General features: G+C 64.7%; 20 protein-coding genes. 6 read left to right on the top strand and 14 right to left on the bottom strand.

Annotated features, from left to right (window positions below; genetic code table 11):
* Nucleotides 1-259 precede the first annotated feature (259 nt).
* The 12 genes from asd to RT97_RS07015 all read right to left on the bottom strand — a co-directional run bounded on the left by asd (nt 260) and on the right by RT97_RS07015 (nt 11,988).
* Nucleotides 260-1,402, bottom strand: coding sequence for an aspartate-semialdehyde dehydrogenase (asd, locus tag RT97_RS07070; protein WP_042578084.1), 1,143 nt, complete (start codon nt 1,400-1,402; stop codon nt 260-262).
* Between the two features lie 87 nt (nt 1,403-1,489).
* Entirely contained in the window at nt 1,490-2,578 is a 1,089-nt protein-coding gene (gene leuB / locus RT97_RS07065; RefSeq protein ID WP_042578083.1) for a 3-isopropylmalate dehydrogenase, read from the bottom strand.
* Nucleotides 2,579-2,629: 51 nt separating this feature from the next.
* Nucleotides 2,630-3,280 (bottom strand): 3-isopropylmalate dehydratase small subunit, encoded by a 651-nt coding sequence (gene leuD / locus RT97_RS07060; RefSeq protein ID WP_042578082.1) that lies wholly within the window; start codon nt 3,278-3,280, stop codon nt 2,630-2,632.
* Between the two features lie 16 nt (nt 3,281-3,296).
* Complete coding sequence (leuC, locus tag RT97_RS07055; protein WP_042578081.1) at nt 3,297-4,718, bottom strand: 3-isopropylmalate dehydratase large subunit; 1,422 nt, start codon at nt 4,716-4,718, stop codon at nt 3,297-3,299.
* Between the two features lie 38 nt (nt 4,719-4,756).
* Nucleotides 4,757-5,737 (bottom strand): LysR substrate-binding domain-containing protein, encoded by a 981-nt coding sequence (locus tag RT97_RS07050; RefSeq protein WP_042578080.1) that lies wholly within the window; start codon nt 5,735-5,737, stop codon nt 4,757-4,759.
* Nucleotides 5,738-5,914: 177 nt separating this feature from the next.
* On the bottom strand, nt 5,915-7,225 hold the full coding sequence (gene gltA / locus RT97_RS07045; RefSeq protein ID WP_042578079.1) for a citrate synthase: 1,311 nt from the start codon (nt 7,223-7,225) through the stop codon (nt 5,915-5,917).
* A 24-nt stretch (nt 7,226-7,249) separates the two neighbouring features.
* A complete protein-coding gene (locus RT97_RS07040) occupies nt 7,250-7,564 on the bottom strand; it encodes a succinate dehydrogenase assembly factor 2 (RefSeq protein WP_042578078.1) in 315 nt (104 codons plus the stop codon).
* Between the two features lie 22 nt (nt 7,565-7,586).
* Nucleotides 7,587-8,288 carry a succinate dehydrogenase iron-sulfur subunit gene (locus tag RT97_RS07035; protein ID WP_042578077.1) on the bottom strand — a complete coding sequence of 234 codons (702 nt, stop codon included), beginning with the start codon at nt 8,286-8,288 and terminating at the stop codon, nt 7,587-7,589.
* A gap of 47 nt (nt 8,289-8,335) precedes the next feature.
* Entirely contained in the window at nt 8,336-10,144 is a 1,809-nt protein-coding gene (gene sdhA, locus RT97_RS07030) for a succinate dehydrogenase flavoprotein subunit (RefSeq protein WP_042578076.1), read from the bottom strand.
* A 7-nt stretch (nt 10,145-10,151) separates the two neighbouring features.
* Nucleotides 10,152-10,517: a succinate dehydrogenase, hydrophobic membrane anchor protein gene (gene sdhD / locus RT97_RS07025; protein WP_042578075.1), complete on the bottom strand. Its 366-nt coding sequence runs from the start codon at nt 10,515-10,517 to the stop codon at nt 10,152-10,154.
* A gap of 13 nt (nt 10,518-10,530) precedes the next feature.
* Nucleotides 10,531-10,977: a succinate dehydrogenase, cytochrome b556 subunit gene (gene sdhC / locus RT97_RS07020; RefSeq protein ID WP_042578074.1), complete on the bottom strand. Its 447-nt coding sequence runs from the start codon at nt 10,975-10,977 to the stop codon at nt 10,531-10,533.
* Between the two features lie 234 nt (nt 10,978-11,211).
* Nucleotides 11,212-11,988, bottom strand: a complete 777-nt coding sequence (locus RT97_RS07015; RefSeq protein ID WP_042578073.1) for a GntR family transcriptional regulator — start codon at nt 11,986-11,988, stop codon at nt 11,212-11,214.
* Nucleotides 11,989-12,169: 181 nt separating this feature from the next.
* Here RT97_RS07015 and RT97_RS07010 point away from each other — a divergent pair, with 181 nt between their 5' ends.
* The 5 genes from RT97_RS07010 (at nt 12,170) to RT97_RS06990 (ending at nt 18,213) form a co-directional block, all read left to right on the top strand.
* Nucleotides 12,170-13,156, top strand: coding sequence for a malate dehydrogenase (locus RT97_RS07010; protein WP_042578072.1), 987 nt, complete (start codon nt 12,170-12,172; stop codon nt 13,154-13,156).
* 14 nt (nt 13,157-13,170) lie between these two features.
* Nucleotides 13,171-13,950 carry a trans-aconitate 2-methyltransferase gene (gene tam, locus RT97_RS07005; RefSeq protein WP_042578071.1) on the top strand — a complete coding sequence of 260 codons (780 nt, stop codon included), beginning with the start codon at nt 13,171-13,173 and terminating at the stop codon, nt 13,948-13,950.
* Nucleotides 13,947-14,945 carry an HpcH/HpaI aldolase/citrate lyase family protein gene (locus tag RT97_RS07000; protein WP_042578070.1) on the top strand — a complete coding sequence of 333 codons (999 nt, stop codon included), beginning with the start codon at nt 13,947-13,949 and terminating at the stop codon, nt 14,943-14,945. Before tam ends, RT97_RS07000 begins: the two co-directional genes overlap by 4 nt.
* Nucleotides 14,946-14,983: 38 nt before the next feature.
* Nucleotides 14,984-15,553, top strand: coding sequence for a hypothetical protein (locus tag RT97_RS06995; RefSeq protein ID WP_042578069.1), 570 nt, complete (start codon nt 14,984-14,986; stop codon nt 15,551-15,553).
* A 77-nt stretch (nt 15,554-15,630) separates the two neighbouring features.
* Entirely contained in the window at nt 15,631-18,213 is a 2,583-nt protein-coding gene (locus tag RT97_RS06990) for a bifunctional aconitate hydratase 2/2-methylisocitrate dehydratase (RefSeq protein ID WP_042578068.1), read from the top strand.
* 81 nt (nt 18,214-18,294) lie between these two features.
* Here the strand turns inward: RT97_RS06990 and RT97_RS06985 are convergent, their stop codons facing one another.
* Both RT97_RS06985 and RT97_RS06980 read right to left on the bottom strand, forming a co-directional pair.
* Nucleotides 18,295-19,152 carry a hypothetical protein gene (locus RT97_RS06985; RefSeq protein WP_042578067.1) on the bottom strand — a complete coding sequence of 286 codons (858 nt, stop codon included), beginning with the start codon at nt 19,150-19,152 and terminating at the stop codon, nt 18,295-18,297.
* Nucleotides 19,153-19,164: 12 nt separating this feature from the next.
* Nucleotides 19,165-20,301: a DUF2827 domain-containing protein gene (locus tag RT97_RS06980; RefSeq protein ID WP_042578066.1), complete on the bottom strand. Its 1,137-nt coding sequence runs from the start codon at nt 20,299-20,301 to the stop codon at nt 19,165-19,167.
* A 322-nt stretch (nt 20,302-20,623) separates the two neighbouring features.
* On the opposite strand from RT97_RS06980, the gene RT97_RS32420 reads away from it, so the two are divergent.
* Nucleotides 20,624-22,669: ESPR-type extended signal peptide-containing protein (locus RT97_RS32420; protein WP_367379258.1), on the top strand; the 2,046-nt coding region annotated here is incomplete at its 3' end.

Here is a 22,669-nt window from a genome sequence, read left to right as displayed (position 1 = left end):
TGCCGCTCCCAGGATGGAGAGGCGCCAACCGCTGGAGGACGGGGAGGGGCGAACGGCCGATGGGCGGGCCGCGGGCAACAGATGTCTTGTCATGCTGATAGGGGCGGCTCAGGCCCAGAATTTGTAAGAGGACGTTAGCACCATCACCCCGGACTGACAAGGCAATGCGCCAGTTCTACCCAGTGCGCGCATACTTACGAACACACTTTTCGTTGCCAAATTGCAACAATTCGGGGTTCAAGGGCCTGAGCAGCCCGCATCAGGCTTCGAGCAGGATGCGCAACATGCGGCGCAGCGGCTCTGCAGCACCCCACAGCAGCTGGTCGCCGATCGTGAAGGCGCCAACGTATTCGGGGCCCATCGCCAACTTGCGGATGCGGCCGACCGGGATGTTCATGGTGCCCGTCACCGCCACCGGCGTCAGGTCCTTCAGGGTGGCTTCGCGGGTGTTCGGCACCACGCGGGCCCACGGGTTGTCCGCGGCGATCATCGCTTCGATGTCGGCCACGGGCACGTCCTTCTTGAGCTTGAAGGTCAGCGCCTGGCTGTGGCAGCGCATGGCGCCGATGCGTACGCAGAAACCATCGACCGGCACGGCCGCGGTGCCGAAGCCTGCGCCCTGGCCGAGGATCTTGTTGGTCTCGGCGCCGGCCTTCCATTCTTCCTTGGACATGCCGTCGCCCAGGTCCTTGTCGATCCAGGGAATCAGCGAGCCGCCCAGCGGGGCCCCGAAATTGGCGGTTTCGGCCGCGCTCAGGCTCTGCTGCTTGTGCAGCACCTTGCGGTCGATCTCGAGGATGGCCGACTTGGGGTCGTCCAGGAGGGCGCGCACTTCGGTGTTCAGGGTGCCGAACTGGGTCAGCAACTCGCGCATGTGCTGCGCGCCGCCGCCCGAGGCTGCCTGGTAGGTCATGCTGGTCATCCACTCGACCAGGCCGGCCTTGTAGAGGGCGCCCACGCCCATGAGCATGCAGCTGACGGTGCAGTTGCCGCCGATCCAGTTCTTGCCGCCGTTGTTGAGGGCGTTCTGGATCACCGGGAGGTTGACCGGGTCCAGCACGATCACTGCGTCGTCCTGCATGCGCAGGGTGGAGGCGGCGTCGATCCAGTGGCCGGTCCAGCCGGCAGCGCGCAGCTTGGGGAAGACTTCGCTGGTGTAGTCGCCGCCTTGGCAGGTGATGACGATGTCGCACTTCTTCAGTGCTTCGATGTCATTCGCATCCTTCAGCGCGGTTTCGTTCTTGGCCATCGCCGGGGCCTTGCCGCCGGCGTTGGAAGTCGAGAAGAAGACAGGCTCGATGAGCCCGAAGTCGCCTTCGGCCTGCATGCGGTCCATCAGGACCGAGCCGACCATGCCGCGCCAGCCTACGAGGCCGACCAGAGGTTGAGATGCGTTCGCCATTTCAGTTTGCCCTTATGAAAAAAGAAAGTTGTCTTTTTTGCCCCCGACTCGTCGAGCCGGGGAGGGGCGTGACGAAGCGGGCTGCGGTTAGCCGGTAATCGTCTTTTTGGTGATTGCTGCAACGACCGCGTCGCCCATTTCGCGGGTGCCGACACGCTTCGTACCTTCTGACCAGATGTCACCCGTGCGGAGGCCAGAGGCAAGCACGTCCTTGACCGCCGACTCGATACGGTCGGCAGCTTCGGGTTGGTTGAGTGAAAAGCGGAGCATCATGGCAGCGGACAGGATTGTAGCCAAAGGATTGGCAACCCCTTTGCCGGCAATGTCTGGCGCGCTGCCGTGGCTAGGTTCGTACAGGCCCTGGTTGCTCGAATTGAGCGAGGCCGAGGGCAGCATGCCGATCGAGCCGGTGAGCATCGCGGCCTCGTCCGAGAGGATGTCGCCGAACATGTTGCCGGTGACCACCACGTCGAACTTCTTGGGCGCCTTCACGAGCTGCATGGCGGCGTTGTCGACGTACATGTGGTCGAGCTCGACGTCCGGGTACTCCTTGCCGATCTCGGTGACGATGTCCTTCCAGAACTGGAAGGTCTCCAGCACGTTGGCCTTGTCCACGCTGGTCACGCGCTTGCTGCGCTTGCGGGCGGCCTCGAAGGCGACGCGGGCAATGCGCTCGACCTCGGGGCGCGAGTAGCGCATCGTGTCGAAGGCTTCCTCGGCGCCCGGGAAATGCCCGTCGACCGCGGTGCGGCGGCCGCGCGGCTGGCCGAAGTAGATGTCGCCGGTCAGTTCGCGAATGATGAGGATGTCCAGCCCCGCAATCAGTTCGGGCTTCAGGCTCGAAGCGTCCACCAGTTGCTCGTAGCAGATTGCCGGGCGAAAGTTCGCGAAGAGCCCCAGGTTCTTGCGCAGCCCCAGGATGGCTTGTTCCGGACGCAGCGGCCGGTCGAGCTTGTCGTACTTCCAGTCGCCGACCGCGCCGAACAGCACCGCGTCCGATTCCTTGGCGAGCTTGAGCGTCGATTCGGGCAGCGGGTGGCCGTGCGCCTCGTAGGCCGCGCCGCCGACCAGCGCCGACTCCATCTCGAACTTCAGGTCGAGCACGTCGAGCACCTTGACGGCTTCCGCCACGATTTCGGTGCCGATGCCGTCACCCGGGAGAACTGCGATTTTCATAAGTTGGTCTGAGGTTTGAATGCGGAAGGAATGCCGAAGAGTTGCGGTCGATCACGAGATCATCGTGTGAGCGAGCCAGGGCTTCTGCGCCAGGCGCTCGGTCTCGAAGGCCTTGATCTTGTCCTTGTGGCGCAACGTGAGGCCGATGTCGTCCAGACCGTTGATCAGGCAGTACTTGCGGAAGGCCTGCACGTCGAACGCGAGCTCGCCGCCGTCGGGCTTCACGACCACCTGGCGCTCCAGGTCGATGGTCAGCGAATAGCCCGGGAAGGCGAAGGCCTCGTCGAACAGCTGCGCCACCTGCGCCTCGCTCAGCACGATCGGCAGCAGGCCGTTCTTGAAGCTGTTGTTGAAGAAGATGTCCGCGTAGCTCGGCGCGATGATCGCGCGAAAGCCGAACTGGTCCAGCGCCCACGGCGCGTGCTCGCGCGATGAGCCGCAGCCGAAGTTCTTGCGCGCCAGCAACACCGAGGCGCCCGCGTAGCGCGGCTGGTTCAACACGAAGTCGGGATTCGGCTTGCGGCTGGCCGGGTCCTGGCCGGGGAAGCCGGCGTCCAGGTAGCGCCATTCGTCGAACAGGTTCACGCCGAAGCCGGTCTTCTTGATCGACTTGAGGAACTGCTTGGGAATGATCGCGTCGGTGTCGACGTTCTCGCGGTCCATGGGGGCCACGAGGCCCTTGTGCACGGTGAATTTCTGCATGTGGATCTCTCTGGGTTCAGGCGAACGTACGGACGTCGACGAAGTGGCCGTGCACGGCGGCGGCGGCGGCCATCGCCGGGCTCACGAGATGGGTGCGGCCACCGGCGCCCTGGCGGCCTTCGAAGTTGCGGTTCGAGGTCGATGCGCAGCGTTCGCCGGGCTCCAGCCGGTCGGCGTTCATTGCCAGGCACATCGAGCAGCCGGGCTCGCGCCATTCGAAGCCCGCGGCCTTGAAGATCACATCGAGCCCTTCGCGCTCGGCCTGTTCCTTCACCACGCCCGAGCCGGGCACGACCATCGCGAGCTTCACGTTCTTGGCCACCTTCTGGCCGAGCTTCTTCACCACCGCGGCGGCTTCGCGCATGTCCTCGATGCGGCTGTTGGTGCACGAGCCGATGAAGACCTTGTCGATGAAGATGTCGTTCATCGCCTTGTTTGGCTCCAGGCCCATGTAGACCAGCGCGCGCTCGATGGCGCCGCGCTTGTTGGCGTCTTTTTCCTTGTCGGGATCGGGCACGCGGCCGTTGATGTCGACCACCATTTCGGGCGAGGTGCCCCAGGTGACCTGCGGCGGGATCTGCGCGGCGTCGAGCTCGACCACGGCGTCGAAGTTCGCGCCGGGGTCCGACTGCAGGGTGCGCCAGTAGGCGGCGGCCTGCTCCCACTCCACACCCGTGGGCGCGAGCGGGCGGCCCTTGATGTAGCTGACGGTCTTTTCGTCGACCGCCACGAGCCCGGCGCGCGCGCCGGCCTCGATGGCCATGTTGCAGACCGTCATGCGGCCTTCCATGCTCAGGTCGCGAATGGCAGAGCCCGCGAATTCGATCGTGTAGCCCGTGCCGCCGGCGGTGCCGATCTTGCCGATGATGGCCAGCACGATGTCCTTGGCGGTGCAGCCCAGGGGCAGCTTGCCTTCGACCTTTACGAGCATGTTCTTCGCCTTCTTGCCCAGCAGCGTCTGCGTGGCCATGACGTGCTCGACCTCGCTGGTGCCGATGCCGTGCGCGAGCGCGCCGAACGCGCCGTGCGTGGAGGTGTGCGAGTCACCGCAGACGACGGTCATGCCCGGCAGCGTCGCGCCCGACTCGGGGCCGATCACGTGGACGATGCCCTGGCGCTTGCTCAGGAACGGAAAGAAGGCGGCGGCGCCGAATTCGGCGATGTTCTTGTCCAGCGTGGTGACCTGCTCCTTGCTGGTCGGGTCGGCAATGCCTTCGTAGCCGCGCTCCCAGCCGGTGGTCGGCGTGTTGTGGTCGGCCGTGGCCACCACCGAGCTGATGCGCCAGAGCTTGCGGCCGGCTTCGCGCAGGCCCTCGAAGGCTTGCGGGCTGGTCACTTCGTGCACCAGGTGGCGGTCGATGTAGAGGATGGCGGTGCCGTCTTCCTCGGTGTGGACGACGTGTTCGTCCCAGATCTTGTCGTAGAGCGTGCGTGCCATGTCGGTCTCTTGTCTTTCGTGGGGAATGGATTGTCTGTCTATGCGGCCCGGGCCGCGAGGCGTTCGGTGTTGCCGGCGGGATCGGCCGGATCGGCTGAGTCGGCCGCCGCGTGCAGGTGGTTCACCAGCGTGCGCGCCGCCACCGGCAGGGTGGAGAAGTCGCGCGCCACCAGGCGGATCTCGCGTGCCGCCCAGGCGTCGTTGAGCACGACGTTCACGAGACCGCGGCCGATACCGTTCTGCATGAGTTCGAATGCGCGGTGCGGCATCACGCCGATGCCCAGGCCGTTTTCGATCATCCGGCACATGGCATCCAGGCCCGTGACGTGGATGCGCAGCTTGACGCTGCGGCCGGCGCCCAGCGCCGCCTCGTGCATCGCGACGTAGATCGAGCTGTTGGTGTGCAGGCCGACGTGGTCGAAGTCCAGCGAGTCGATGAAGTCGACGGCGCTGCGCGATGCCAGCGCGTGGCCCGTGGGAACGATCAGCGCGAGGCGGTCGTGCCGGTACGACAGGCTCTGCAGTTCGCCCGCGCCGCCCGCCACGTGGCACACGCCCAGGTCCGCCGCGCCTTCCTGCACCGCGCGGATCACCTCGCTGCTCAGGTGCTCCTCCAGGTCGATCTTGATGGCCTCGTGCGCCCGGGTGAAGACGCCCAGGTCCTCGGGCAGGAACTGCACGATGGCCGAGATGTTGGCGTGCACCCGCACATGGCCGCGCACGCCGTCGGCGTATTCGCTCAGCTCGCCCTGCATCTTCTCCAGGCTGTAGAGCACCGAGCGGGCGTGGTGCAGGAGGCTCTCGCCGGCCGGCGTGAGATCGACGCCGCGCGCATGGCGATAGAGCAGGGTGGTGCCGAGCGTGGCCTCCAGGTCGGACAGCCGCTTGCTGATGGCCGAGGCCGCGATGAATTCGCGCTCGGCCGCGCGCCCGATGCTCCCCAGCTCGCAAACGGCCACGAACAGCTGCAGCGACGTGAGGTCGATGCGGCGGGCGAAGTTGCGTTCGGATGTGCTCATGGGGCGTGGGCATCGCGTTTCGCGATGAGTTGGTTATTTTCTTATTGTTTTTGTGCTGCCGCCATCGTCATCTGAGATGGCCTTGCTGCCAGCCTGCGAAGAGGGAGGCATACCGAGCGAGCAATAAAAAAGCTGCCCGAAGGCAGCTTTTTGAGGGGCGAGGGTTCCGCGAACCGATCAGCGTGCCGAAATCGGCTTCACATCGCGCTTGGGCGAGCCTTCGAACAGCTGGCGCGGGCGGCCGATCTTGTACTCGGGGTCGCCGATCATTTCGTTCAGCTGGGCGATCCAGCCGACCGTGCGGGCCAGCGCGAAGATCGCGGTGAACAGCGGCACCGGGATGCCGATGGCGCGCTGCACGATGCCCGAGTAGAAGTCGACGTTCGGATAGAGCTTGCGCGAGACGAAGTATTCGTCTTCGAGGGCGATCTTTTCCAGCTCCTTGGCCAGCTTGAACAGCGGGTCTTGCTCCAGGCCCAGCTCGGTCAGCACTTCGTTGCAGGTTTCCTGCATCAGCTTGGCGCGCGGGTCGTAGTTCTTGTACACGCGGTGGCCGAAGCCCATGAGCTTGACGTTCGAGTTCTTGTCCTTGACCTTCTTGATGAACTCGCCGATCTTCTCCACGCCACCTTCCTTCTGGATGTCGTAGAGCATGTTGAGCGCCGCTTCGTTGGCGCCACCGTGGGCGGGGCCCCAGAGACAGGCCACGCCGGCCGCGATGGCCGCGAAGGGGTTGGTGCCGGAGGAGCCGCACAGGCGCACGGTCGAGGTCGATGCGTTCTGCTCGTGGTCTGCGTGCAGGATGAAGATGCGGTCGAGCGCGCGCTCGAGCACCGGGTTCACCTTGTACTCTTCGCACGGCGTGGCAAACATCATGTGCAGGAAGTTGCCCGCGTAGCTCAGGTCGTTCTTCGGGTACATGTACGGCTGGCCGATCGTGTACTTGTAGGCCATGGCCACGAGCGTGGGCATCTTCGCGATCAGGCGGATCGCGGCGATCTCGCGGTGCTCGGGATTGTTGATGTCCGTGCTGTCGTGATAGAAGGCCGAAAGCGCGCCCACCAGGCCGGTCATGATGGCCATCGGATGGGCATCACGGCGGAAACCGCGCAGGAAGAACTGCATCTGCTCGTTCACCATCGTGTGGTTCGTCACGAGCTTGGTGAAGTTGGCCTTCTTGGCCGTGTCCGGCAGCTCGCCGTAGAGCAGCAGGTGGCAGGTTTCCAGGAAGTCGCAGTTGGTCGCGAGCTGCTCGATGGGGTAGCCGCGGTACAGCAGCTCGCCCTTGTCGCCATCGATGTACGTGATGGCCGACTGGCAGGCGGCGGTCGACATGAAGCCCGGGTCATAGGTGAACATGCCGGTCTGTGCGTACAGCTTGCGGATGTCGATCACGTCGGGGCCAACGGTGCCCTTGTAGATCGGCAGTTCGACGCTATCGCCGCCGTTGCTGAACGACAGCGTGGCCTTGGTATCGGATGCTTTCATTTCGATTTACTTTCAGAGGAGGATTCAGGACGAAGGAGAGATTGCGGGGCGCTGGGCGCCGTCGGTGCGCATCAATTGCAGCAATGCGACCACCTCGGCACCGGCCCATTCGGGCTCGGGCTCCTTCCTGCGCAGCAAAAGGTCGAGGAGATCGTTGTCCGACAGGTCCATCAATGTCTCCATCGCTCCCGCTTGACCGTTGGTCATGTGGGATTCGTGCCGCTCGAAGAAGCGGGCGATGAACAGGTCGTTTTCGAGCAGCCCGCGCCGGCAACGCCATTTCAGCTTGCTCAGCGCACGTTCGCTGAGCGGCTGGTCGAGGTCGGCGGCGGTAGGCATGGTGCGTGTCTTTGCGAGAAGGTCAGATGGCGCGGCGCACCATCAATTCCTTGATCTTGCCGATGGCCTTGGTGGGGTTCAGGCTCTTGGGGCACACGTCGACGCAATTCATGATCGTGTGGCAGCGGAACAGGCGGTATGGGTCTTCCAGGTTGTCCAGGCGCTCGGCGGTGGCTTCGTCGCGGCTGTCGGCGATGAAGCGGTAGGCCTGCAGGAGGCCGGCCGGGCCGACGAACTTGTCGGGGTTCCACCAGAAGCTCGGGCAGCTCGTGGAGCAGCTCGCGCACAGGATGCACTCGTACAGGCCGTTGAGCTCTTCGCGCTCTTCGGGCGACTGCAGGCGCTCCTTCTCGGGCGGCACGTTGTCGTTCTGCAGGTACGGCTTGATCGAGTTGTACTGCTTGAAGAACTGCGTCATGTCCACGATCAGGTCGCGGATGACCGGCAGGCCCGGCAGCGGCTTCAACACGATCGTGCCCTTGAGCGTGAGCATGTTGGTGAGGCAGGCGAGGCCGTTCTTGCCGTTGATGTTCATCGCGTCCGAGCCGCAGACGCCTTCGCGGCACGAGCGCCGGAACGACAGCGTCGGGTCTTGCGCCTTGAGTTTCATCAGGGCGTCCAGCAGCATGCGTTCGTGGCCGTCGAGTTCGATCTCGACCGTCTGCATGTAGGGCTTGGCGTCCTTGTCCGGGTCGTAGCGGTAGATCTGGAATGTGCGCTTCATCGTAGTGACCTTGTGAATGCTTTTATTGGCTGACTGTTAGCCGTGACTTAGAACGTGCGGACCTTCGGCGGAACCGAGGCCACCGTGAGCGGCTGCAGCTTGACCGGCTTGTACGAGAGGCGGTTGTCCTGGCTGTACCAGAGCGTGTGCTTCATCCAGTTGGCGTCGTCGCGGCCCAGCGGCGCGACCGGATCGTCCGCGGGACGCTCGTAGTCTTCGACCGTGTGGGCGCCGCGGCATTCCTTGCGGGCGGCCGCCGAGACCATCGTGGCCTGCGCCACTTCGATCAGGTTGTCGACTTCCAGCGCTTCGATGCGGGCGGTGTTGAACACCTTGGACTTGTCCTTCAGGCCGATCGAATTGACGCGCTCGCGCACGGCGGCGATCTTGACCACGCCTTCGTCCATCGAGGCTTGCTTGCGGAACACGGCGGCGTGCTGTTGCATGACGGCGCGAATCTCGCCGGCCACGTCCTGCGCGTACTCGCCGGTGGTGGTCGATTCGAGACGGTTCAGGCGCTCCAGCGTGCGGTCGGCCGCATCCTTGGGCAGGTCCTTGTGTTCCTTCAGCTTGTCGTTGAACTCGACGATGTGGTTGCCGGCCGCGCGGCCGAACACCAGCAAGTCGAGCAGCGAGTTGGTGCCCAGGCGGTTCGCGCCGTGCACGCTCACGCAGGAGCATTCGCCCACGGCGTAGAGGCCGTTCACCACGGCGCTGTTGTCCTCGCCCTTCTGGATGACGACCTGGCCGTTGATGTTGGTCGGGATGCCGCCCATCTGGTAGTGGATGGTCGGCACCACGGGAATCGGCTCCTTGGTGATGTCGACGTTGGCGAAGTTGACGCCGATTTCGTACACCGAGGGCAGGCGCTTGTGGATGGTGTCGGCGCCCAGGTGATCGAGCTTGAGCAGCACGTAGTCCTTGTTGGGACCGCAGCCTCGGCCTTCCTTGATTTCCTGGTCCATCGAGCGCGAGACGAAGTCGCGCGGTGCCAGGTCCTTCAGCGTGGGCGCATAGCGCTCCATGAAGCGTTCGCCGTTGCTGTTCAGCAGGATGGCGCCTTCGCCTCGGCAGCCTTCGGTCAGCAGCACGCCCGCGCCGGCCACGCCGGTCGGGTGGAACTGCCAGAACTCCATGTCCTGCAGCGGAATGCCCGAGCGTGCGGCCATGCCCAGGCCGTCGCCGGTGTTGATGAACGCATTGGTCGAGGCCTGGAAGATGCGGCCCGCGCCGCCGGTGGCCAGCAGCACGGTCTTGGCCTGCAGGATGTGCAGGTCGCCGGTTTCCATTTCGAGTGCGGTCACGCCGACCACGTCGCCTTCGTCATCGCGGATGAGGTCCAGCGCCATCCATTCGACGAAGAACTGCGTGCGGGCTTCGACGTTCTTTTGATAGAGCGTGTGCAGCATCGCGTGGCCGGTGCGGTCGGCCGCGGCGCAGGCGCGCTGCACGGGCTTCTCGCCGTAGTTGGCCGTGTGGCCGCCGAACGGACGCTGGTAGATCGTGCCGTCGGGGTTGCGGTCGAACGGCATGCCGAAGTGTTCGAGCTCGTACACGACCTTGGGGGCTTCGCGGCACATGAACTCGATCGCGTCCTGGTCACCGAGCCAGTCGGAGCCCTTGATCGTGTCGTAGAAGTGGTAGTGCCAGTTGTCCTCGCTCATGTTGCCGAGCGACGCGCCCACGCCGCCTTGTGCAGCGACGGTGTGCGAACGGGTCGGGAACACCTTGGAGAGCACGGCCACGTTGAGGCCGGCGCGTGCCAGCTGCAGCGATGCGCGCATGCCGGAGCCGCCGGCGCCGACGATCACGACGTCGAACTTGCGCTTGGTGATTTGTTCTTTTGTGTAGGTCATGGTGGGGTCAGATCTTCCAAAGCACTTGAATGGCCCAACCCGCACAACCGACAAGCCAGACGATGGTGAAAATTTGCAGCACGAGACGGATGGCAACGGGCTGGACGTAGTCCATCCACACGTCGCGCATGCCGACCCACACGTGATAGAGCAAGGCAACGATCACGGAGAAGGTCAGCACCTTCATCCACTGCGCGGCGAAGATGCCGGCCCAGAGGTCGTAGCCGATGGGGCCGCGCGTGAAGATCAGCTGTGCGAGCAGGATGATCGTGAAGAGCGCCATCAGGCCGCCCGTGATGCGCTGGCTGAGCCAGTCGCGCAAACCGTAGTGAGCACCGACGACGATGCGCTTGGAGCCGTAATTCACAGACATGGTTGGCTCCTTCTCAGTACAGGCCGAACAGCTTGGCGCCGAGCACCACGGTGAGCAGGACGCTCAGTGCCAGCGTGACGACAGCCGAGGTGTGGCCGAATTCCTTGGTCACCGCCGCATGGCTCACGTCCATCCAGAGGTGGCGCAGGCCCGCGATGAAGTGGTGCAGGTAGGCCCAGATCAGCGCGAGTGCGACGAGCTTGAAGAACCATCCCGGAACGAAACCAAGGCCGCTGTTGAAGGCGGCCTTGAACCTGGCGAACGAATAGTCCGAAGAGAGCGAGGTGTCGAACATCCAGATGATGAACGGCAGCAGCAGGAACATGATCACGCCGCTGACGCGGTGCAGGATCGACACGATGCCGGCCGGCGGGAGCCGGTACGTCGTGAGATCGGTGAACGCATTGATGTTTCGGAATTCGCGACGCGGTGGCCGGGGGGGAGTTGCAAGCTCTGTCATTGAGGGGATGCTTTCGTGGCTTTGTGACTTGTTGGCTTGTTCTGAGAGCGAACGCTTTTGTTTCTTCTGCGGAAATGCAAACAACGCAAAATTCTATTGCAATGCACCATCGCGCATCGGCGCTGCCCGAGTCGGCGCACTGCGGCAGTGGGTTGCTATTGACTTCGTAGCATGTTGCGCGCGGTGTGCGGGCGATGCAAGGCGATTGAATCGATGTTCCATGTCGATGCGCTCTCAGCCCAGCTGATTGCGATAGTGGTGCGTGTCGGTGCGATAGAGGCCGCGGCGCAGCTCCATCGGCATGTCGTGGTACGTGTGCGCCACGCGCTCGACGCTCAAGAGCGGCATCTGCGGCGCCACGTCGAGCAGCAGGGCCTGCTCCGCATCGGGCAGCACGGCGCGGATCTTTTCTTCGGCGCGCACCATGCGCACGCCGAACTCGGTTTCGAAGAGCGAATACATCGGGCCGGGCCATGCGCGCAGCCGCTCGGCCGTGAGTCCCTTGAAGGGCGTGCCGGGGAGCCAGAGATCTTCGAGGATGGTCGGCACGCCCGCGTAGGCGAGCACGCGGCGCACCTGCAGCACGGCGTCGCCGGTGCGAAGGCCGAGCGCGCGCGCCACATCGGCCGACGCGCGCAGGCGCTTGCAGTCGACGATGGTGCGTTCGGCCGGGCCTTCGGTGTTCGGATCGCCCGCATCGGGCACCAGCTTGAGGAAGCGGTACTGCACATGCTGCTCGGCATGCGTGGCGACGAACGTGCCCTTGCCCTGGCGGCGCACCACCAGGTTTTCGGCCGCGAGTTCGTCGATGGCCTTGCGCACCGTGCCCTGGCTCACGCGATAGCGCACGGCCAGGTCCATCTCGCTGGGAATGGGTTCGCCCGGCTTCCACTCGCCCGCCTGCAGGCTCTGCAGGATCAAGGTCTTGATCTGCTGGTAGAGCGGACTGAAGGACGGCGTAGACGGCGCAGACGGTGTAGATGGCTCGTCGAGGGCGTTGGGGGTGTTCATGGCAGCGGTGGGTGCGCCGTGGCGGTGCCCCCGAGGATATCTTATATAAGACATAAGACGAGGCTCATTGAATCGGCTTAAAATGCGGGCCGGTCTCGCGCCGCGGGACACTGTTCCCCCGTCGGACCTTGGCGCCCCACGAGAGCGCCGACACCGTTTCATCACCTTCTGGAGTCTTCCCATGAGCAAAAAGCCCGTCCGCGTTGCCGTCACCGGTGCCGCCGGTCAAATCGGTTACGCCCTGTTGTTCCGTATCGCATCCGGCGAAATGCTCGGCAAAGACCAGCCGGTCATCCTGCAACTGCTCGAAATCCCCGACGAGAAGGCCCAGAAGGCGCTCAAGGGCGTGATGATGGAGTTGGACGACTGCGCCTTCCCGCTGCTGGCCGGCATGGAAGCCCACGGCGACCCGATGACCGCATTCAAGGACGCCGACTACGCCCTGCTGGTCGGCTCGCGTCCCCGCGGCCCCGGCATGGAGCGTGCCGAACTGCTGGCCGTGAACGGCGCCATCTTCACCGCGCAAGGCAAGGCACTGAACGCCGTCGCCAGCCGCAACGTCAAGGTTCTGGTGGTCGGCAACCCCGCCAACACCAACGCCTACATCGCCATGAAGAGCGCCCCTGACCTGCCGCGCAAGAACTTCACCGCCATGCTGCGCCTGGACCACAACCGCGCTGCCAGCCAGATCGCCGCCAAGACCGGCAAGGCCGTGGCCGACATCGAGAAGCTCACCGTCTGGGGCAACCACTCGCCCACGATGTACGCCGACTACCGCTTCGCCACCATCAACGGCGAAAGCGTCGCCAAGATGATCAACGACCAGGAATGGAACGCCAACACCTTCCTGCCGACCGTCGGCAAGCGCGGTGCGGCCATCATCGAAGCACGCGGCCTGTCGTCGGCTGCCTCGGCCGCCAACGCCGCCATCGACCACATGCGCGACTGGGCCCTGGGCACCAACGGCAAGTGGGTCACGATGGGCATCCCGTCGGATGGCCAGTACGGCATTCCGAAGGACGTGATGTTCGGCTTCCCGGTCACCTGCGAAAACGGTGAATACAAGCTGGTCGAAGGCCTGGAGATCGATGCATTCAGCCAGGAACGCATCAACAAGACCCTCGAAGAGCTCGAAGGCGAACGCGCCGGCGTCGCTCATCTGCTGTAAGCGCAATCCGCCGCATGCTCGACTGGAACCCCGCGCTCTACCGTCGCTACGAGGACGAGCGCACACGACCCGCACAGGAACTTCTGGCGCGGGTGCCATTGGCCGAAGCCGACCGCGTGGTCGACCTCGGCTGCGGGCCGGGCAACTCCACCGAGCTGCTGGTCAACCGGTTCCCGAAGGCACAAGCCCTCGGGACCGACAACTCCGAAGCCATGCTGGTCAGCGCGCGCGAGCGCCTGCCCGGCGCGCGCTTCGCGTTGAGCGACATCGCGACCTGGGCGCCGCAAGACCAAGCGCCCGACCTCATCTACGCCAACGCTTCCCTGCAATGGGTGCCGGATCACGAAACGCTGATCCCCCGCCTGTTCGACGCGCTGGCCCCGGGCGGCGTGCTCGCCGTCCAGATGCCCGACAACCGCCAGGAGCCGACGCACCGCCTGATGCGTGCGCTCGCGGCCGAAGCGCCCTGGGCAGAACCCATCGGCGATGCCGACCGGCTGCGCACCAAGCTGCTGCCGCTCGGCGGTTATTACGACCTGCTGGCCCCGCATGCGGCCAACGTCGATGTGTGGCACACGATCTACCAGCACCGCATGGCCGATGCGGCGTCCATCGTCGAATGGGTTCGCGGCACGGGCCTGAAGCCCTTCGTCGACCGGCTGCCGCCCGACCTGCAGGCGAGCTACCTCGCCGAATACGAGCGTCGCGTGAACGAGGCCTACCCGGCGCGCACCGACGGCAAGCGGCTGCTCGCGTTCCCGCGCATGTTCATCGTGGCTCAGAAAAAAGCATGACCAAAACGGTACACCCGGGTGAAGTGCTGCTCGGCGCGCAAGCCGGTGCGGTGACGCTGCCCGTGTGCGACCACTACAGCGGCGTCGAAGCGCGCATGAAGAAGAGCCTCGCGCTCCAGGCCGAGATGGCCGAGGAGTTCGGTGCCTGCGTGTTCGACGTCACCCTCGATTGCGAAGACGGCGCCCCGGTGGGCGGCGAGGCCGAGCATGCCGCGCTCGTCACCGAGCTGGCCCTCGCGGCCAAGCCCGGCATGCGTGTCGGCGTACGCGTCCACCCGGTCGACCATCCGGCCTTTGCCGGCGACGTGATCACCATCGCCGGACGTGCCGGCCAGCGGCTGAGCCACGTGATGGTGCCCAAGGTCGAATCGGTGGCCGACGTGCTGCAGGCCGTCGCCGCGCTCGAGGCGGCCGATGCCGATGCACTGCCGTTGCACGTGTTGATCGAATCGCCCTTGGCGGTGCACAACGCGTTTGAAATCGCCGCGCACCCGCGCGTGCAATCGCTCAGCTTCGGCCTCATGGATTTCGTGTCGGCGCACGCCGGCGCCATTCCCGCCGATGGAATGGGCGCGGCCGGGCAGTTCACCCATCCGCTGGTGGTGCGCGCCAAGCTGGCCATCGCCTCGGCGGCGCATGCCTACGGCAAGGTGCCCTCGCATTGCGTGGTGACCGAGTTCAACGACACCGATGCGATGCGCGTCGCTGCCCGCAAGGCGGCCACCGAATTCGGCTACACGCGCATGTGGAGCATCCACCCGAACCAGATCCGCCCGATCCTCGAGGCGTTTGCGCCCGACGAGGCGCAAATCCAGATTGCTACACAAATCATTGCAAAAGCCGCAGACGCGGATTGGGCGCCGACACAAATTGATGGCACATTGCACGACCGCGCGAGCTACCGCCACTTTTGGCAGGTTCTGACGCGCGCCCACGCAACAGGGCGCGCGTTGCCCCCCGAGGTGAAAGCCTGGTTTGCATTCGCGGCCTCCTGAAACGAAACCTTCGAACCCAGCCTCAAGGAAACCCACACATGAAGAAAATTGCCCTGATCGCCGCACTGGCCCTGGCTCTGCCGTTCGGTGCCATGGCACAGACGGCGGCGCCCGCCAAGCCGGCCACCAAGCCGGCCGCCAAGTCCACCGAAGCCAAGAAGGCGCCGCCCAAGCGCCAGGTCACCCGCAAGGCGGCCAAGGCTGTCGAGGAAGTCACGCCGATCGCCGACGAGACCAACGTCGTCCTCACCGACGCCGACCTGGAAGTTGCCAAGCGCGTGTCCACCGGCAAGGCCCAGTGCGAACTCGGCGCCGACGTGACCGTGACCGAAGACGAGAAGAAGCCCGGCTTCTTCAACGTGACCACCAAGGGCCTGAAGTACCGCATGCACCCGGTCGAAAGCCGCACCGGTGCCATCCGCCTCGAAGACCCGCGTGCCGGCGCCATGTGGCTCCAGCTGGGCAACAAGTCGATGCTGATGAACCAGAAGGCGGGCCTGCGCATCGCTGACGAATGCCAGACGGCAGCCCAGGTCGCCTTTGCCGAAGAGATGAAGAAGAACCCGCCGAAGAGCCTTTTCGAAGGCGCCGACCCGGCCAAGAAGTAAGAGCCCCCACCAGGGATGCGGCGCGGCTCTTGCTTGGCCGCCTGCATCCCGCCAGCCCAGTTTCCGGAGAAAAGAAGATGTTGCAAGCCTACGTTGACCATGTTGCCGAACGCGCCGCGCTCGGTATCCCGCCGCTACCCCTGAGCGCCAAGCAGACCTCTGAGGCGATCGAGCTCCTCAAGAGCGCGAACGAAAAGGACGGCGCCTTCCTGCTGGACCTGCTCACCTATCGCGTGCCTGCCGGCGTGGACGACGCGGCCAAGGTCAAGGCGAGCTACCTCGCAGCCGTGGCGCATGGCACCGAGAAGAGCGCGTTTCTCTCGCGCGCTCGCGCTACCGAATTGCTCGGCACCATGCTCGGCGGCTACAACATCAGCCCGATGATCGACCTGCTGGACGACGCCGAAGTCGGCGCCGTGGCGGCCGAGGGCCTGAAGAAAACCCTGTTGATGTTCGACCAGTTCCACGACGTCAAGGAAAAGGCCGACAAGGGCAATGCCAACGCCAAGGGCGTGCTGCAAAGCTGGGCCGATGCCGAGTGGTTCACCAGCCGCCCCGAAGTGCCCGAGAGCATCACCGTCAGCATCTTCAAGGTGGCTGGCGAAATCAACACCGACGACCTGTCGCCCGCACCCGATGCGACGACGCGTCCCGACATCCCGATGCACGCGCTCGCGATGCACAAGAACGCCCGCCCCGGCATCGTTCCCGAAGAAGACGGCAAGCGCGGCCCGGTGAAGTTCATCGAAGACCTGCGCGCGCGCGGCCATCTCGTGGCCTACGCCGGCGACGTGGTCGGCACGGGTTCGTCGCGCAAGAGCGCCACCAACTCGGTGCTGTGGTTCACCGGTGAAGACATCCCGTTCGTGCCGAACAAGCGTTTCGGCGGCGTGTGCCTCGGCGGCAAGATCGCGCCGATCTTCTACAACACGATGGAAGACTCGGGCGCACTGCCGATCGAGCTCGACGTGACGCAGATGAACATGGGCGACGTGGTCGAGCTGCGTCCCTACGAAGGCAAGGCGCTGAAAGACGGCAAGGTCATCGCTGAATTCGCCGTGAAGAGCGACGTGCTCTTCGACGAAGTGCGCGCCGGCGGCCGCATTCCTTTGATCATCGGCCGCGGCCTCACGGCCAAGGCGCGCGAAGCGCTGGGCCTGCCGGTCTCCACGCTGTTCCGCCTGCCGACCAGCCCCGTCGACACCAAGAAGGGCTACTCGCTGGCGCAGAAGATGGTCGGCCGCGCCTGCGGCCTGCCCGAAGGCACCGGCGTGCGCCCGGGCACCTACTGCGAACCCAAGATGACCTCGGTCGGCTCGCAGGACACCACCGGCCCGATGACGCGCGACGAACTGAAGGACCTGGCTTGCCTGGGCTTCTCGGCCGACCTCGTGATGCAGTCGTTCTGCCACACGGCGGCGTACCCGAAGAAGGTCGACGTCAAGATGCACCACGAACTCCCCGAGTTCATGGCCAACCGCGGCGGTGTGTCGCTGCGCCCGGGCGACGGCGTGATCCACAGCTGGCTCAACCGCCTGCTGACCCCCGACACCGTGGGCACCGGCGGCGACAGCCACACCCGCTTCCCGATCGGCATCAGCTTCCCCGCGGGCTCCGGCCTCGTGGCCTTCGCGGCCGCCACCGGCGTGATGCCGCTGGACATGCCCGAATCGGTGCTGGTGCGCTTCAAGGGCAAGATGCAGCCGGGCGTCACGCTGCGTGACCTGGTCAACGCGATTCCGCTGTACGCCATCAAGTCGGGGCTGCTGACCGTGGCCAAGCAGGGCAAGAAGAACATCTTCTCGGGCCGCATCCTGGAGATCGAAGGCCTGCCCGACCTGAAGGTGGAGCAAGCCTTCGAGCTGAGCGATGCCTCGGCCGAACGCTCGGCCGCCGGCTGCACGGTGCACCTGAACAAGGAACCGATCATCGAATACATCAACAGCAACATCACGCTGATGAAGTGGATGATTGCCGAAGGCTATGCCGATGCCCGCACGCTGTCACGCCGCATCGCCGCGCAGGAAGCCTGGCTTGCGGACCCGCAACTGCTCAAGGGCGACGACGACGCCGACTACGCCGCCGTCATCGAGATCGACCTGGCCGAGATCCACGAACCCATCGTGGCCTGCCCGAACGACCCCGACGACGTGAAGACGCTGAGCGACGTGGCCGGTGCCGTGATCGACGAAGTGTTCATCGGTTCGTGCATGACCAACATCGGCCACTTCCGCGCCGCATCGAAGCTGCTCGAAGGCAAGCGCGACATCCCGGTCAAGCTGTGGATCGCCCCGCCAACCAAGATGGACGCGCAGCAGCTCACCGAAGAAGGCCACTACGGGGTGTTCGGCAATGCCGGCGCCCGCACCGAAATGCCGGGCTGCTCGCTGTGCATGGGCAACCAGGCGCAGGTGCGCGAAGGCGCGACGGTGATGTCGACTAGCACCCGCAACTTCCCCAACCGCCTGGGCAAGAACACCAACGTGTACCTCGGCTCCGCCGAGCTGGCCGCGATTTGCTCGCGCCTGGGCCGCATCCCGACGCGCGAGGAATACATGGCCGCGACGGGCGTGCTCGATGCGTCGAGCAGCCAGATCTACCAGTACCTGAACTTCGACAAGATCGACGACTACAAGGTGGCGGAGACGGCCGCCGCCTGATCTTCTTCGGGCCAAGTCCAACGAAAAAGCCCCGCTTCGGCGGGGCTTTTTCTTGGGCGCTGCGTCTGCCGTCTGCCATGTCTATCCCGGCAGGTTCGGCTTGAGGTATTCCTCGCCCTTGAGCACCATCGTCGCGCCGGCCGGGCCACCCACGGCGTGGGGCAGCGACGTCAGCAGCGAGCTCGCGAAATCGCCGCGGTACATCTTGGCGCCCTGGTGGGTCAGGTTGGAGTTCGCGTCGATGTAGATCGATTCGCCCAGCCCCGACCACAGGCGGCAGAAGCCGTAGTCTTCCGAGAGGTAGCGGCGCGTCTCGGGATCGACCATCACGTCGAAGAACCGGTAGTGCAGGCCGTGGTCGGTCTCGCCGATGCTGTCAGGCACGTAGTTCAGGTCGGGGTAACTCGCCACAAGGCGCTCGAACACGGCTCGCTTGATCACCATGAAGCCGGTCGGTGCCTCTGTCATCTTCATGAAGCCGTCGGGCTGCACTTCGAGCTCGACCTGCGACGTGACCTCGGACGCCTTGGCGTTCACCGTGTAGCGGGTGAAGGTGGCCTCGAACTGCTGCTGCGTCGTGCCGGCGGGTACGCCTTCGGCGGGCCAGTTCTCGCGCTTGAGCGGGTAGACGCCGGCTGCGATGTCGTAGCCAGACAGCAGCAGCCGGAAAGCCGCCTGTGCGGAGAAGCCGATGTCGGCGTCGATCCAGAAAAGGTGTGTCCAGGCCGGATTGGCCAGGAACTGCGCCACGCAGTTGTTTCGTGCGCGCGTCACCAGGCTTTCGCCCTGGTGGAACAGCACCTGCATGCGCATGCCGGCGCGCTCCGATTCGATGGCGAAGTTCAGCAGCGAGGTCACGTAGTTCTGGAAGAACTTGCCGTCGTGGCTGGGCGACACGACCACGGGAAAAAACTGCCTAAGCTCGGAGGGGTCAAGCATGGAGGTCTCCGTTCATCGGGCGGGGCGCTGCATCAGGCCGAGCAGCAGGTTGTTGTAGACCTCGGTCGCTGCCGGGTTACCGGGGAGGTAGCGGTCGATCAGGCCGCGCTGGCGATCGCGATAGGCAACGGCCTGCGCATCGTGGGTGTCGATGGCCCCGAGCACCCTGGCGCTTCCGGCGGCCACGTCGTTGCCTTGGTAGTAGTAGCCCAGGTCCGCGCACAGGTGCGCGTTGTGCACCAGCGGGTAGCCCTGCCAGCAGGTCTCCAGGTAGAAGTAGTTGAGCGGGTTTTCCCATTGGTGGGAGACCACGATGTCGGTGTTCTGCGCGAGGAACACGGGTGTTTCATGCCGGCCAAGGAACACCGCCTTGTGCTGGCGGACCAGGTCGAGCTGGTTCATCAAAGTGATGAACTCCATGTTCTCCTTGGCCATCCGCTCGGCGTTGGTGACCTGCAGCAGCGCGATGGCGTCGGGTCGCGCGCGGTAGGACAGCTCGGCCACCAGGATCGGATAGAGGCAGAACTTCACGACGTTGATGTTCGGCTCCATCACGCTGAGCCGCCGCGGCCCGGCGTGGGGTCGGTACACGCCGGCGTCGGGCAGGGCGCGGGTGCGCTCGTCAAGGAACACCGGGCTCCAGACGAACGGGACGGCGCGCGCCTCGGTGCGGCGCAGCACTTCGAAGTAAGGCTGGCTGATGTTGGCGACCTGCGGAACCATCCAGATGTCGTCGTAGCGCTGGTTGACGTACAGGTTCTGTCCCCAGAGCGGCTTGTTGAACAGCATCGACTCCATGGCATGGACGTACTCGAAGCCGCAGCAATACGACACGAGGCGCGCGCCGCGCTGCTTGAGGTAGTCGGTCTGGGCCCCGTCGATCTGGCCGCCGAGCTCGATCAGAACGTCGACGCTGTCCTTGGCCGCCTCGAAGGTCACCGTGGGCCAGCGGGACTGGTCCCAGGGCAGGGCGGGGGTGATCGGGGTGGACGTGGTGTTGACCAGCACCACCGAGGCGACGTTAGGGCAGTGCTTGAGGGCTTCGGCCAGGAAGACGGCGTTTTGCTTGATGCCGTTGTTCCAGAGGGTCTCGGCCTCGTGGTGGAGGCCGATGGTGATGCCGATGCGCAGACCGGTGCTGGAGGACATAGGGATTTGCGAGGAATGCAGCCTGTTGGGGCGTCCTCGGTGAATGCCAAGGCAGGGGCCGCAATTTTATGGGGGTGCAACTTCCGCTGTCTCTTGGCGACAACAGCCGCGGCATGGGTGAAACAGCCTGCGTTGTATTTTGTGAACTAAATCATCCATTAAGAGGTTTCGACTGCTGCGCCGCATCAGGAATGTAAACGAATGCGTACATTTCAACATTCTTGTAAGTACCCGCGCGTGCTGCGCATGGCCTTGGCGATGGATTGCTAACCATCTTCCAGGCTCCGAACTGTCCTTTCCTCCGCGAACCGAGCTCGAATTCATGAACAAGTCGTATAGAAGTATCTGGAACGAATCCCTTGGCGCCTGGGTGGCGGTGAGCGAGCTCGAGAAAAGCAAGGGCAAAGCGAGCAAGCGCGGGCGTGTCGGGAGCATTCTTCAATGGACCCTGCTGTCTGTCTCGATCGCAATCGGCATGTATGGGGGGGTGGCAAATGCGCAGACTCTGAACTGTATCAATGCCACCAACGGCATCGATTGCCGACCCGGCAGCCAGGCCGGCCTGACGTTCACCTCGAACCCTGACAGCAATGCGGCCAATGAGGATCTTGTCCTGCGTGGCGGCGGCAATGGCGGCCAGGCGGTCAGAAACTTTTTCGTCGGCGCCGCCGACATCGCCAATCAGGCGAATATCACGATTGGTGACGCGGCGTACACCAACTCCACCACTTCGATCCTTGCCAACCACTTCCAGGTCGGCAACAGCGCTACCAGCGCCTCCGGCGCCAACAGTGCGGCCATCGGCATCAACGCCAAGGCGACCCAAGCGGACACCGTGGCGATCGGCAGCTCGGCCAACGCGCTGGCAGCGTCGGCGGTGGCTCTGGGCAATGGCGCGGCCGTTAGGGCGGGCGCGACCTCAGGCCTCGCGTTCGGAACCAATGCCAATGTCACCGGTGTCAATGCAGTGGCCATCGGCACTTCCGCCAACGCGCTGGCCGCCTCGGCGGTAGCGCTCGGTAACGCGGCGAATGCGTATGGGACGGAAGCGGTCGCCATCGGCTCGGGCGCACGGGCCAACAACCTCGGCACTGCGATCGGCTCCGGCTCCAATGCGGCCTACGCCAACAGCGTCGCGCTTGGCACGGGCAGCGTGACCGGCGCCGCGGCGCCCACGGGCAATGGCTTCCTCACCGGCACCGGTGCGCCGGCGTCCGAAGTGTCGGTGGGTTCGGCTTCCGCTCAGCGGCGCATCACGAACGTGGCCGACGGCTCGGCGCCCCAGGACGCAGTGACGGTCGCGCAGTTGAGCACGGGCATGAGCACGACGGCCAGCAACATCAATAGCCTGTCCACCTCGACGTCGTCTGGCCTGAGCACTGCTTCCAGCGGAATCTCGAGTCTGTCCACGGGTCTGAGTTCGACCACCAGCAGCGTCCGCAGCCTGTCCACTTCAACCTCGAGTGGTCTGAGTACGGCCACCAGCAGCGTCAGCAGCCTTTCGACCTCCACGTCATCAGGTCTGAGCACCGCCACCAGCGGCATTTCTAGCCTCTCGACCGGCCTGAGCACCGCCAACAGCAGCGTGAGCAGCCTTTCGACTTCGACGTCGTCGGGTTTGAGCACGGCCAACAGCAGCGTGAGCAGCCTGTCGACCTCGACGTCGTCGGGTCTGAGCACGGCTACCAGTGGCATTTCGAGCCTCTCTACCGGTCTGAGCTCGACCAACAGCAGCGTCAGCAGCCTTTCCACGGGCTTGAGCACCACGAACAGCAGCGCGAGCAGCCTGTCGACTTCGACGTCGAGTGGTCTGAGCACGGCCACAAGCAGCATTGGCAGCCTGTCGACTTCCACATCGTCGGGCTTGAGCACGGCCACCAGCGGTATCTCCAGCTTGTCCACGGGGCTGAGCACGACGAACAGCAGTATCGGCAGCCTGTCGACTTCGACGTCCAGCGGTTTGAGCACCGCCACGAGCAGGATCGGCAGCCTGTCGACCTCCACGTCTTCTGGCTTGAGCACGGCGACCAGCGGTATCTCCAGCTTGTCCACGGGTTTGAGCACGACGAATAGCAGCGTGAGCAGCCTGTCGACTTCGACTTCGAGTGGCTTGAGCACGGCCAGCAGCAGTATCAGCAGCCTGTCGACCTCCACCTCGTCGGGTCTGAGCACGGCGACGAGTGGCATCTCGAGCCTCTCGACCGGCCTGAGCTCGACCAACAGCAGCGTCAGCAGCCTCTCCACAGGGTTGAGTTCCTCCGCCAGCGGCATCTCCAGCCTGTCGACTTCGACGTCGTCGGGTCTGAGCACCGCTACGAGCAGCATCAGCAGCCTCTCGACCTCGACCTCGTCCGGCCTGAGCACCGCC

It is taken from the genome of Variovorax paradoxus (genome assembly GCF_000834655.1).
GTDB lineage: Bacteria > Pseudomonadota > Gammaproteobacteria > Burkholderiales > Burkholderiaceae_C > Variovorax > Variovorax paradoxus_F.
Note: the sequence above shows the minus strand (reverse complement) of the source record. Positions and strands in the feature narration are given on the sequence as shown.